General features: G+C 62.7%; 14 protein-coding genes. 1 reads left to right on the top strand and 13 read right to left on the bottom strand.

Annotation, left to right across the window (positions count from 1 at the left end; genetic code table 11):
* Window positions 1–66: 66 nt before the first annotated feature.
* From JOE31_RS09740 to JOE31_RS09700, 9 genes are all read right to left on the bottom strand, one after another.
* Window positions 67–960: a F0F1 ATP synthase subunit gamma gene (locus JOE31_RS09740; RefSeq protein ID WP_011692447.1), complete on the bottom strand. Its 894-nt coding sequence runs from the start codon at window positions 958–960 to the stop codon at window positions 67–69.
* 76 nt (window positions 961–1036) lie between these two features.
* Window positions 1037–2674 carry a F0F1 ATP synthase subunit alpha gene (gene atpA / locus JOE31_RS09735; protein ID WP_011692448.1) on the bottom strand — a complete coding sequence of 546 codons (1638 nt, stop codon included), beginning with the start codon at window positions 2672–2674 and terminating at the stop codon, window positions 1037–1039.
* 82 nt (window positions 2675–2756) lie between these two features.
* Window positions 2757–3584, bottom strand: a complete 828-nt coding sequence (locus JOE31_RS09730; RefSeq protein WP_209743678.1) for a F0F1 ATP synthase subunit delta — start codon at window positions 3582–3584, stop codon at window positions 2757–2759.
* Complete coding sequence (locus JOE31_RS09725; protein ID WP_011692450.1) at window positions 3584–4132, bottom strand: F0F1 ATP synthase subunit B; 549 nt, start codon at window positions 4130–4132, stop codon at window positions 3584–3586. Before JOE31_RS09725 ends, JOE31_RS09730 begins: the two co-directional genes overlap by 1 nt.
* Before the next feature lie 52 nt (window positions 4133–4184).
* Complete coding sequence (gene atpE / locus JOE31_RS09720; RefSeq protein WP_011692451.1) at window positions 4185–4403, bottom strand: ATP synthase F0 subunit C; 219 nt, start codon at window positions 4401–4403, stop codon at window positions 4185–4187.
* Window positions 4404–4483: 80 nt separating this feature from the next.
* Window positions 4484–5284: a F0F1 ATP synthase subunit A gene (gene atpB / locus JOE31_RS09715; protein ID WP_011692452.1), complete on the bottom strand. Its 801-nt coding sequence runs from the start codon at window positions 5282–5284 to the stop codon at window positions 4484–4486.
* A 91-nt stretch (window positions 5285–5375) separates the two neighbouring features.
* On the bottom strand, window positions 5376–5675 hold the full coding sequence (locus JOE31_RS09710; RefSeq protein ID WP_011692453.1) for a hypothetical protein: 300 nt from the start codon (window positions 5673–5675) through the stop codon (window positions 5376–5378).
* A gap of 16 nt (window positions 5676–5691) precedes the next feature.
* Window positions 5692–6183 (bottom strand): hypothetical protein, encoded by a 492-nt coding sequence (locus tag JOE31_RS09705; RefSeq protein WP_209743676.1) that lies wholly within the window; start codon window positions 6181–6183, stop codon window positions 5692–5694.
* A 108-nt stretch (window positions 6184–6291) separates the two neighbouring features.
* Complete coding sequence (locus JOE31_RS09700) at window positions 6292–7452, bottom strand: MraY family glycosyltransferase (RefSeq protein ID WP_209743674.1); 1161 nt, start codon at window positions 7450–7452, stop codon at window positions 6292–6294.
* 296 nt (window positions 7453–7748) lie between these two features.
* Here JOE31_RS09700 and JOE31_RS09695 point away from each other — a divergent pair, with 296 nt between their 5' ends.
* A complete protein-coding gene (locus tag JOE31_RS09695; RefSeq protein WP_209743672.1) occupies window positions 7749–8645 on the top strand; it encodes a glycosyltransferase in 897 nt (298 codons plus the stop codon).
* 17 nt (window positions 8646–8662) lie between these two features.
* Here JOE31_RS09695 and JOE31_RS09690 read toward each other — a convergent pair whose 3' ends face one another.
* The 4 genes from JOE31_RS09690 to prfA all read right to left on the bottom strand — a co-directional run bounded on the left by JOE31_RS09690 (window position 8663) and on the right by prfA (window position 12210).
* A complete protein-coding gene (locus JOE31_RS09690; RefSeq protein ID WP_209743670.1) occupies window positions 8663–9421 on the bottom strand; it encodes a WecB/TagA/CpsF family glycosyltransferase in 759 nt (252 codons plus the stop codon).
* Window positions 9418–10149 (bottom strand): L-threonylcarbamoyladenylate synthase, encoded by a 732-nt coding sequence (locus tag JOE31_RS09685; protein ID WP_209743668.1) that lies wholly within the window; start codon window positions 10147–10149, stop codon window positions 9418–9420. Before JOE31_RS09685 ends, JOE31_RS09690 begins: the two co-directional genes overlap by 4 nt.
* 75 nt (window positions 10150–10224) lie before the next feature.
* On the bottom strand, window positions 10225–11118 hold the full coding sequence (gene prmC / locus JOE31_RS09680) for a peptide chain release factor N(5)-glutamine methyltransferase (protein WP_209743666.1): 894 nt from the start codon (window positions 11116–11118) through the stop codon (window positions 10225–10227).
* An 18-nt stretch (window positions 11119–11136) separates the two neighbouring features.
* Complete coding sequence (gene prfA, locus JOE31_RS09675; RefSeq protein WP_011692460.1) at window positions 11137–12210, bottom strand: peptide chain release factor 1; 1074 nt, start codon at window positions 12208–12210, stop codon at window positions 11137–11139.
* Between the last annotated feature and the right edge of the window lie 85 nt (window positions 12211–12295).

Below are 12295 nucleotides of genomic sequence, written 5' to 3'. Positions count from 1 at the left end.
AGTAGATGGCGTGGGGGTTAAGTTTATCTTTTGGTGCAGGTACAGCTGGATCCGCAACCGTGCCGGCTAGGACGCGTTCAAGGCGTCGGCACCGGCCACGATTTCGGAAAGCTCCTGCGTAATTTCAGCCTGGCGGGCAGTGTTGCGCAGACGCGTGTACTTCTTGATGAGGTCCGTGGCGTTGTCGCCGGCAGACTTCATCGCCCGCTGACGGGCTGCGAGCTCGGAAGCTGCTGCCTGCAACATGGCGGCGAAGATACGTGATTCGATGTAGCGCGGCAGCAGGGCATCGAGCACCTGCTCCGTTTCCGGCTCGAATTCGTAGAGCGGCAGGAGGTCCGATTCGGACGCGGCCTGCTCTTCGACGACCTCGAGGGGAAGCAGGCGGATGACCGTCGGTTCCTGCGTCACCATGGACTTGAAGCGGGTGTAGACGACGTGGATCTCGTCCACGCCTCCCTCTTCGTAGGCGGTGGCAAAATCCTCGAGCAGCGCTGCGCCGATTTCCTGAGCGGTCGCAAACACCGGTGAATCGGTGTTTCCGGTCCATACCTGTGCGTAGGGACGGTTGCGGAAGTCGAAGTACGCCTGCGCCTTACGGCCGACGACGTACGTCTTGACTTCTTTGCCTTCCTCACGGAGCAGCTCGGTGAGGCCTTCCGCCTGCTTGAGCACACTTGCCGAGTAGGAACCTGCGAGGCCACGGTCCGAAGTGATGACCAGGACGGCGGCGCGGCGGATCTGCTCGGGCTCGGTGACCAGCGGGTGGTCGATTTCACTCTGGCTTGCGACAGCAGAAACGGCACGCGTGATCGCGTTTGCGTAAGGCAGTGAAGCCGCTACGCGTGCGCGGGCCTTGCCGATGCGCGAGGTAGCGATCAGTTCCATCGCCTTGAAGATCTTGCGCATCGACGTCGTCGAGCTGATCTTCTGGCGGTAGACCCGAATCTGGGCTCCCATACTTATCCTTTCCTAAGATCCCGGTGGCCGGGACTGCCGGAACCCGTGGGGGTCCCGGCAGTCCCTGCCAGCGAAACTAGCGCTTCTGCTTGACGATTTTTTCCTGGTCGACCTGCGCCTCGTCGATGGGGGCGTATTCCTCGTGCCCCGCACCAACCAGGAGGTTGTCGCCCTCGCCGAAGAAGCCCTTCTTGAAGGCCACGATCGAGGTCTTCAGTGCTTCAGCGGTGTCATCGTCCATGACGTTGGTCTGTGCCAGCGTCGTCAGGATGGAGGACTTGTGCTTCAGGTGCTCCAGGAACTCGGTCTCGAAGCGGCTGATGTCCTCAACCGGAACGTCGTCCAGGTAGCCGTTGGTACCGGCCCAGATGGACACAACCTGGTTCTCGACCGGGAACGGCGAGTACTGGCCCTGCTTGAGCAGTTCCATCAGGCGTGCACCACGGGTCAGCTGCTGGCGCGATGCGGCGTCGAGGTCCGACGCGAACATTGCGAACGCCTGCATGTCGCGGTACTGGGCCAATTCCAGCTTCAAAGTACCGGAGACCTTCTTCATGGACTTCACCTGCGCTGCGCCACCCACGCGGGAAACGGAGACACCCACGTCGACGGCGGGACGCTGGTTGGCGTTGAAGAGGTCCGACTGCAGGAAGATCTGGCCATCGGTAATGGAGATCACGTTGGTCGGGATGTAAGCGGAGACGTCGTTTGCCTTGGTCTCGATGAGCGGCAGGCCGGTCATCGAGCCTGCGCCCAGCTCGTCGGAGAGCTTGGCACAACGCTCCAGCAGACGGGAGTGCAAGTAGAAGACGTCGCCCGGGTAGGCTTCGCGTCCCGGCGGGCGGCGGAGGAGCAGTGAAACTGCACGGTAGGCCTCAGCCTGCTTGGAGAGGTCATCAAACACGATGAGGACGTGCTTGCCGCCGTACATCCAGTGCTGGCCGATAGCCGAACCGGCGTAAGGAGCCAGGTACTTGAAGCCAGCGGGGTCGGACGCGGGGGAAGCCACGATGGTGGTGTATTCCAGTGCGCCGTTATCCTCGAGCGTCTGGCGAACAGCCGCGATGGTGGACGCCTTCTGGCCGATGGCCACGTAGATGCAGCGCACCTGCTTGGTGACATCTCCGGAAGCCCAGTTGGCCTTCTGGTTGATGATGGTGTCGATGGCGATTGCCGACTTGCCGGTCTGGCGGTCGCCAATGATCAGCTGACGCTGGCCGCGGCCGATCGGGATCATGGCGTCGATAGCCTTCAGACCGGTCTGCATCGGTTCGTGAACCGACTTACGCTGGGTCACGCCGGGCGCCTGAAGTTCCAGTGCACGGGTGGTTTCAGCCTTGATTTCGCCGAGGTCGTCGATCGGCTGGCCCAGCGGGTCAACCACGCGGCCGAGGAAGGCGTCGCCAACCGGCACGGACAGAACCTGACCCGTGCGGTGGACTTCCTGGCCTTCTTCGATTCCGGTGAAGTCACCGAGCACGATGACACCGATTTCGCGGACGTCGAGGTTCTGGGCCAGGCCCAGCGTGCCGTCTTCGAAACGAAGCAACTCGTTCGCCATGACCGAGGGAAGGCCCTCAACACGGGCGATGCCGTCACCTGCGGTGGTCACACGGCCGACCTCTACGCGCTCTGCGTTTCCGGGTTCGTAGGACGCCGCGAACTCGTTCAACGCAATACGGACGTCGTCGGCGTTGATGGTCAATTCGGCCATCTGCAGTCCCTGCTCTCCTGTTTTCGTGATCATCGTTGTCACGATGACCGGGGTTTCTATCAGTTAAGTTGTGCTTGTCCGGTTAGCCGGCAAGCTGACGCTGGAGCTGGCCCAGGCGGGTGAGCAGCGAAGCGTCTACCACTTCATCACCAACCTGGATCCGGATGCCACCGATCAGTGCCGGGTCAACGTTCATGTTGATCTTGAGCTCGCGCCCGTACAGGGCGTTCAGCCCTGCCTGCAGCCGGCCGGTCTGCGACTCCGTCAGCGGACGGGTGACGCTGACCGTTGCGATCCAGCGCTGCTGGCGCTTGGCTGCAAGTTCGGCGAACCGACGCACAAGGTTGGTCGCCTTGAGGCCACGGGGATGCGAAACTGCCTGTCCGATAAGGACTTTCGCTTCCTCGCTTGCATTGGGAACGAGCTTTTCGGCGAGGGCAATCTTGGCAGCCGGGCTCGCCTGCGGCTCGGACAGAGCACGCTGTACCTCGTGGCTGGAATCAACGGCGTGGTTGAAGGCGAACAGATCGTTCTCCAGCGTTTCCAGTCCGGTGATTCCTGAGGCAGAGACGGCCGACTTGTTCTCAGCAACGGCAATTACCACCGAAGCGGCAAGAGTCTCGAGTGCATCGCCGATATCCCGAGCCGACGCCCAGCGTGAACCGGCCAGTCCGCTCGCAATTTCCGCAGCATCGGTGGAGACTTTTCCACCGAAGAGCTGCTTGACCAGTGCCGACTTTTCGTCGCCGCTGCGGGACGGGTCAGTCAGGGCACGGCGCAAGCCAGCCGAGCTGTCCACTGTTCCCAGGATTCCGAAGAGTTCCTTTGCCAACTGCAGCGAAGCGAAGGGAAGCTTGGCTTCCAACGCAACCAGCGCCGCGGTCAGCGATTCGCTCGATACACCTGCCATTACTTAGCTGCACCTGCGTTCTGGTTCTCCAGATCTGCCAGGAAACGGTCAACCACACGGGCTGCACGTGCATCATCGCTCAGTGACTCGCCGACGATGCGGCTTGCCAGCGTGGTGGCCAGCGTGCCGACTTCGGCGCGCAGGGACACAACGGCTGCCTGGCGCTCGGATTCGATCTGCGCGTGGGCGTGGGCGGTGATGCGGGCAGACTCTGCAGCTGCCTTTTCCTTCAGGTCCGCCAGGATCTGGGCGCCTTCTGCACGGGCTTCCTCGCGGATGCGGTTGGCTTCTGCACGGGCGTCGGTGAGCTGCTGCTTGTACTCTTCGAGTGCAGCAGAAGCCTCTGCCTGGGCCTTTTCGGCTTTGGCAATGCCACCTTCAATAGCCTCGGCACGCTCTGCGAACGTCTTCTCGAACATCGGGACAACGAACTTGACCACGATGTAAAAGAGGACAGCAAAGCCGGCCAGGACTACGCCCATTTCCCAAGGGTTGGGAACGAGCGGATTAGTGCCTTCGGTGGCGGCTGAGATGATCGTCTGATTCATATTTCACCCGTCCTTATCTACTCGGTTCTGGATGTTCGCTAGGTTCTAACGATTAGGAGAGAACGAAAGCGAAGACCAGGCCGAGGATGGCGAGTGCTTCAGTCAGCGCGAGGCCGAGGAATGCGATCGGCTGCAGGACGCGCTGGGCTTCCGGCTGACGTGCCACACCATTGATGTAAGCCGCGAACACGAGACCCACACCGATACCACCGCCGATAGCGGAGAGGCCGTAGCCGATGAGGTTGAGGGAGCCGTTGATGGAGCCTTCCATTTTTCTTCCTTTCAAGATGCCACCCGTGTGGCAGGTTGTTTGGGTTGCTTCATCCCCGCGAAGGGGAAGTATGTGGGTGCCTAGTGGCTGTCCGCGTGCAGAGCGCCTTCAATGTAGATGGCAGTCAGCAGCGTGAAAACGTAAGCCTGCAGCGCCATGATCAGCGCTTCCAGCATGTACATGGCGATAGCGCCGACGAGCACCAGTACGGAGGTGCCCTTGAGGAGGATGTTCTCCTGCATGACGAGGTACTCGATGCCGGAACCGGCAATCATCACGATCAGGTGACCGGCCAGCATGGTGGCGAACAGACGGAGGCTGTGCGTGACCGGGCGGACCAGGAAGTTGGAGATGATCTCGATAGGGATAACGATCGGGAGAATGTAGACCGGCACGCCCGTGGGAACGGTGGCCAGCTTGAAGTACTTGATCCCGTTCTTCTTCACGCCAATGGCGATCCAGGTCAGGTAGACGATGGCCGCCAGCACGTAGGCGCCGCCGACGTGCGAGAAGCTCGGAAGCTGGATCAGCGGGATGGCGCCGTAGATGTTGTTCACCAGGATGAAGAAGAAGAGGCTGAACAACAGCGGGACGTACTTCATGAAGTCCTTGCCGCCAATGATGTCCTTGGCGATGCTGTTGCGGACGAAGCCGTAGGCGGCCTCACCTGCGAACTGCAGTTTGCCGGGAACAAGCTGCTGCTTCCGCGCAGCTAGCAGAAAGAATGTAGCGATAATGACGACCGACAGGATTACCAGCAGCATCTGCTTGGAGAATCCGTCTGCCGCACCCCACGGCAGGATTGCCGGCAGGTGCATTTCTTCAATTCCAGGAGGATTGAACTCTCCTGAATCTTGGGCCGGGAGCGCAAGCGCGATCAACGCGTTTCCTCTCTGCAGTGTCCATCATTGGGCGTTGGTGAGGGTCCGGCGATCATCGTGTCCGCCCTTCCCCTTGTGAAATTGTTAGGCATTACTGTTCCTCGTCCTTGGACGGGCCGCTGGCTGCACTGTCTTCACCAGTTGACGTTCTGTTACTGGTGAGGCCGTGCATATGAGAAAGATAGAACCCTCCCGCAGCTCCAAGCAGAGCGCCTGCGAGCACAATCCAGCGGGTTCCCCACAGATAATCCAGACCCCACCCTATCAAACTCCAGACGATGATTCCGCCAATTATGTAGCTGAAGACGGCGATGCCGGCGTTGTATCCGCCGTCCCCGCCATCGGAAGATACGCCTGCTGAACCTTGGGTGGATTTGGGGATTTCCCGCATGTTTTTTCGCTTCGAATTACGGCTGTTCATCATTGCCGTCTTTCACGGGTTGGGGGTCGTTATAAATCCGGAGGCGGGCCTTGCTGAATCCGTAGATCTCTGCTGCCTGCCACAATACGACGGCGGTAACCGCGCCGATCAGGAACCAGCGGCCATGAAGCCAGGCGGGAGCACCGATAACGAAGAGCACCAGGGCAAAACCAACTACTTTGACGAAGTAGGTGACTACGAAGACCCCGATGGCACCCGATGGATTGTTCCGCCCGACAAAATGGCCGACCAGGAGGCTGATTCCGAAGAAGGCCATCACCAGGAGTCCGCCGAAAGTACTGGACAGCACTCCCCCGGAGCCGTTGAGCATGGCGGCCGGTATGCCGGCGAGCACAAGGCCGGCCAGCGCCGCTCCCGCGCTCAGCTTCAAAAGTCCCAGCCACAGTGACTTTGTGGGGCCGGAGACACCAACGGGTCCGTTGCCGGATCTGTGTCCGGGTTCGGCGTTGGAGGTCATAAGATCCCAATCGTCGTGTACTGCGGGCTGGCAAGGGAGGGTGCGGCGAAGAGCTGCACTGAAATTCTACATGAGATAGAAATTATTCGGAAAAAGGGTGTCCAAAGGTCACTCCTGCCCCGCCGCTTCAGCTTCGGCCTCAGACTCCGCTTCCGACCTCGGCCCCGCTCCGGGCGCCTTGTCGCGAAGGTAAGGCCACGCGGTGACCACGGCCATGATGGCGGCCGCAGCAACGTCCACGGCCAGTACTGTCTGCCACGGGAAAATCGCGAAAGCCAGACCGCCGAAGGCCAGGACACAGGTCCATGCGTACATCAGGAGGACGGAGGCCCGGTGGGAATAGCCGATGTCCATGAGTTTGTGGTGCAGGTGTCCGCGGTCGGCTGACCAGGGCGAACGGCCCAGCGCAGTCCGCCGTACGACAGCCAGGCAAAGATCCAGCAGCGGCAGGAACAACACGGCGAAGGGCAGCAGGATGGGAATGATCGTGGGGATACCGTTCGCACGGTCGTAGAGGCCGGAGGTGATCTGTCCGGTCGACACTATGCCCGCGGAGGCCAGCAGTAGACCGATCAGCATGGCGCCGGAGTCGCCCATGAAGATCTTCGAGGGAAACCAGTTATGGGGCAGGAAGCCCACGCAACTGCCCACCACTACCGCGGTCAGGAGCGTCGCAAGGTCCGAATAGTCCAGCAGCACTGCCGACCGGTGCACCCAGTATGCGGTCAGGAAGAATGCTGCACCGCCGATGATGGCTACTCCTGCGGCCAGCCCGTCCAGTCCGTCGATGAAGTTGAAGGCGTTCATGGTGGTCACGATCAGCCCGGCGGTGAGGACGATGCGGACCATCTCGTTCTCGAGGATGATGGGCTCGGGAACAAAGGGGACGATGGTCATCCTGACGCCCCAGATGGCCACGACCATGGCAGCGGCGCTTTGGCCGATCAGCTTCACCCACCACCGCAGGTCGAGCAGGTCGTCGGCGAGGCCCACAATGACGATCAGCGTGGCGCCGGCGAGGACCCCCCACGGGGAGGCGTTGCCGCGGAAGATGTCCTTGACGAAGAATGACTGGCTCGCCACGACCAGCGCCACCAGGAACCCTGCGTAGATGCCCAGGCCGCCCAGCCTGGAGACCTTGTGGGAGTGGGTGTCGCGGCTGCGGATCGGCGAGAAAAGTTCGAGCCTGTTGCCGATGAACCGTGCGCCCCAGGTCGCGGCGAACGAAACGCCTGCTGCCGTCAGCATCATGAGCAGGTACATGATCATGGGGAAACCACCGTCCCCGCACCGTCAGCGGAACCAACCCCTGGCAGCGTGTACCCCTGCGGCCCGGTCAGTGCCGGGTGGCAGGGATGGCTAGGGTGCGATTGCTGTGGAACTGACTTTCGATAAATGAAACTTCTCCGTCGCCGTGCGCGCGGCAGGCAGTGCGTAGTGCCTGACAGGGCTGTATTACAGTGGACTCTAGTCAAGATACTAATGCCAACGGCTAGCTGGCTTCGCGTCACACGGCCCACTGCCGGCGGGAAAACCACCGGCAGCCGTGTTGAAAGGAACCAGCAATGTCCCTGTCGGTTGCAGTTGCCGCCGTGACGTTTGATCGTCCCCGTGAGCTCGCCGTTCTGCTGGATGCAATCAACAGGCAGACCGCTCCGGTGCGTTCCATTTGCCTGGTGGACAGCGGCACCGCGCCCGCAAAAGACGTGGCTTCCCGGCACTCCAACGTGGAATATGTCCGGTCAGAAGCGAACCTTGGCGGCGCAGGCGGCTTCTCCCTGGCCATCCTCAAGGCGGTGGCCAGCGGCGCTGACTGGATCTGGATGATGGACGACGACGCCGAGCCCGGCGACCCGGAGTGCCTCGCCACGCTGCTCCGCGAGGCACAGGCGCGCGGCCTGGATGCCGTGGTTCCGCTGGTTGCCGCGCCGGGCCACCCTGACCGGCTGTCTTTTTTCTTCCGCCTCGACGGCAAAGTCACCCACGACCGCGCAGAGGTGGAAAAACTCGGATTCCTGCCCGATGACGGCCACTTCTTCAATGGCGCGCTGATCCGTTCAGACGTCTTCTTCAAAGTAGGTTTGCCCGACATGCGGCTCTTCATCCGTGGCGACGAGGTGGACTTCACCATCAGGCTCCGGAAAGCCGGCATCCGCTTCGGTACGGTCACCACCACGGCCATCACGCACCCCCACGCCTTTGCAGAGACTCAACATGTTTTTGGGGCCCGGTGGCACGTTATTGTTCCTGAGACCGCGTTCAAGCGCTACTACTACTATCGGAACCGCGGATACCTGATCCGCCGCCACTTCCGGGTGAAGTCGCTCGTGGCCGACGTGGGCGGCTACCTCGGCTACTTCCTGCGCCGCGGCGACTTCCGCGGGCTGGCCGACTGGTTCCGTGCGTTTTCCACCGGCCTCAGGGGCAAGGGCTTCGGGCCCCTGAAGGACCAGAAGTTCTAGCGCGCTCGGCGGCGACCCTAGCGGTTTGACGTGAGGCGTCGCCGGACCAGAAGCGCCAGGAGCACCCACGGCTCGCCGAACACGCGATAGGCAACCCTGCGCGGATGCAGTATGAGCCGCCAGGCCCATTCCAGTCCCAGGCGGCCCAGCCAGCGCGGAGCGAGTTTCTGGATTCCGGCAATCTGTTCGATCGCACCGCCCACCGCGCAATACACGGCAGGGGGAAGAACGGAAAGCCTGCGGCGGAGAACCATCTCCTGCAGCGGCATGCCCAGCCCGAGCAGCACCATCTGGGGACGCAGTTCCTGCAGCCAGGCAACAGCTTCGCCCTCCAGGGCACTGTTCCATCCCTCGCCTGGCATGCCGGCCACCTTGGCGTTGGGAACGATTCCGGCCAGGCGTGCCACAGCCCTGGCATTGGCTTCCGCTCCGGCTCCGATCACGGCAATTCGTTCAAGCCCTTCGACACTGCCGAGGGCAGGTATCCAGTCGGTGGAGCCCAGCCGGTAGTCCATGACCGGCCCATCGGCCTCTCCCGATCTTCCCCACAGCCACAGGACGGGGGCGCCGTCGAGCAGCACGACGTCGCTGTCTTCATAGAGGGCGCGGAACTCCGGGTCCGAATGGAAGAGTGTCACGCTGTGCAGGTTGTGGCCCACCACTGTGCGGGTGCTGCCTTCGGCAACAAAGCGGTTGAGCGTCGCCGTCATCTCGGAAACAGTCAGCGGCGTGGCGTCAACGCCGAGGACAGGTATGTGGTGCCGGGTGAGGATCATTCGGCGTCGGGATCCGTCACTGATTCCGTGTCCGTCGCCGGCTCAGCCGCAGGGACGTCGGCCGCGTTGCCGTCAATGTCCAGGAGACCGGGTACGACCTCGCGAAGCCGTTCCACGCTGATGGCACCCTGGCGTACCACCCTGAGCGGCAGAGCTGTGGCGTCGACGATGGTGGACGGGAGGGCGTCCGCGTCGCCGTCCGGGCGCAGTCCCCCTTCGAGGTAAACCTCGACGGATTCAGCGAGCTGGGTCATGGCTTCGGCGGCAGTGCGGGCAGCAGGCTGGCCGGTTCGGTTCGCGGAGGACACCGCCAGCGGTCCGGTCAGCGTCAGCAGGTCCTGCGCGACGTCGTCGGCCGGCATCCGCAACGCGACAGTGCCCTTGGTCTCGCCCAGGTCCCAGTCCAGCGACGGCTGTGCGTGGAAAATCATGGTGAGGCCTCCCGGCCAAAACGCTTCAGCAAGCTTGCGGGCCTCTGCCGGAACATCAGTTGCCAGTCCGTCCAGTGCGTTGAGGCGCGGAATCAGGACGGGCGGCGGCATCTTCCGGCTGCGGCCCTTGGACGCGAGCAGCAGGGTGACAGCCTGTGGCGAGAAGGCGTCAGCACCGATTCCATAAACCGTGTCCGTCGGGAACACCACGCATTTGTGTTGGCGGATGGCCCGCTGGGCGTTCTCCAGCCCTTCAGCCCGCTGGTCAGCTGCCGTGCAGTCATAGGTTGTGGTCACTGGCCTATTCTTTCATCACTTCGTGCACTGATCCGTATCCACCGGTCCGTGCCGTTTACTGGGCTTTGCCGTTGACTACGCTGTTCCGTTTACCGCTCCGGCAAGGACGGCACTGGTGGCACGCTCCCTGCCGTTGAGGTCCAGGTGCGTCGTCACGTCGGACCAGAGGCCGGACTTCTCCATCATGGCGGCGATCCACGTCGCCTGGACTTCGGCGTGTTCCATCACGAAGTAGCCGCCGGGAACCAGCAGCCGGGCGGCAGACGCTGCCGCCGCCGTCGGGAGCTCCATTCCGTCCGCTCCCCCGCCGTACAGGGCTTCGGGCGGATCGTGCAGCGCCACTTCGGGTTCGTTGGGGATTGCTTCCGCGGGAATGTAGGGCGGATTGGAGACGACGACGTCGAAGGTTCCGTTATGGTCCGGAAGCGCGTCGCGCAGGTCCCCCCGGAGGAGGGTGACACCGAGCGGGCGCAGGTTCCGTTCGGCCCAGGCGTGCGCAAACTCGCTGAATTCCACGGCGTAGACTTCCGCTCCGGGGACTTCGAGGGCGATGGACCCTGCAATGGCACCGGATCCGGTGCCCAGGTCCACTACCTTGGGGTAGGTCCGTCCGGGCAGCCGGTCACGGTCGTTGAGCCAGTCAATGACCAGCTGCACCACGGATTCGGTCTCCGGCCGCGGAATGAAGACCCCCGGCCCCACGGCAAGCTGCAGGTACCGGAAATGGGCCACACCGGTGATGTGCTGCAAAGGCACCCGGCGCGCGCGCTCGGCCACCAGCTCGGGGTAACCCTCGGGAGCCGGGGAATCGCCCAGGAGCATGGCCCGCAGCCTGCCCAGTCCGACTCCCAGGAGGTGGTCCGCCAGCAGTTCCGCGTCCACCCGCGGGCTGGGGACACCGGCATCGGCCAGGAGCGCGGTTGCCTGGCGGACTGCCTCCGCCAGGCTCAGTCCTGTTCCATGTGTCATCAAACGACCGGCCCGGGGCTATTCGCCGATGGCGTCCAGGCGGGCCTGTTCGTCCATCTCGATGGCCGACTGGATGACCGGTTCAAGGTCGCCGTTCATGACCTGGTCCAGGTTGTAGGCCTTGTAACCGGTGCGGTGGTCCGCGATCCGGTTTTCCGGGTAGTTGTACGTGCGGATGCGCTCGGAGCGGTCCATGGTGCGGATCTGCGATTTGCGCTGGGCCGAGTTCTCGGCGTCAATCTGCTCCTGCTGGTGCGCCAGGATGCGTGCCCGGAGCACGCGCATGCCGGCCTCACGGTTCTGCAGCTGGGACTTCTCGTTCTGCATGGCCACCACGATTCCGGTGGGAAGGTGGGTGATGCGCACCGCGGAGTCGGTAGTGTTGACGGACTGTCCGCCGGGCCCGGAGGACCGGTAGACGTCGATCTTGAGGTCGTTCTGGTTGATCTCGAGTTCCTCAGGTTCGTCCACTTCGGGAAGCACCAGCACGCCGGCAGCCGAGGTGTGGATGCGGCCCTGGGATTCCGTCACCGGGACGCGCTGTACGCGGTGCACGCCGCCCTCGAATTTGAGCCTCGCGTAGACGCCCTCTGCAGGGTCGTTGGAGTTGCCCTTGACGGCCATCTGGACGTCCTTGTACCCGCCGAGGTCCGATTCGGTGGCCGAGATCAGCTCCGTCTTCCAGCCGCGGGATTCCGCATAGCGGGAGTACATCCGCAGCAGGTCCGCAGCGAACAGCGCAGCCTCGTCGCCGCCCTCTCCGCCCTTGACCTCGAGGATCACGTTGCGGGCATCGTCCGGATCCCGCGGGATGAGGAGCCGGCGCAACTTGGCGGCAGCCGTCTCCAGCGAAGCCTCCAGTTCCGGCACCTCCGCGGCAAACTCGGGGTCCTCGTCCGCCATTTCCTTGGCAGCCGCCAGGTCGTCGCGGATGCTTTCCCAGCGATGGTAGGCCTCCACAATGCCGTTCAACTGTGCAGAACGCCGCCCCAGTTTCCGGGCAAGCTTCTGGTCAGCATAAACAGCAGGATCCCCCAGCTGCGCCTGGATAGCTGCATGCTCATCCAACAGGCCCTGTACGGACTCAAACATTTTCAAAACCTCTTTCGACTCTTACAAGTCTAGTAACGCCGCGCGTTTGGGTGGGACGAGTGCAGGTCGTTCCGTTTTTTGCCGC

This window comes from Arthrobacter sp. PvP023, assembly GCF_017832975.1.
Classification (GTDB): Bacteria; Actinomycetota; Actinomycetes; order Actinomycetales; family Micrococcaceae; genus Arthrobacter.
This window is presented reverse-complemented; position numbering and strand designations above follow the sequence as displayed.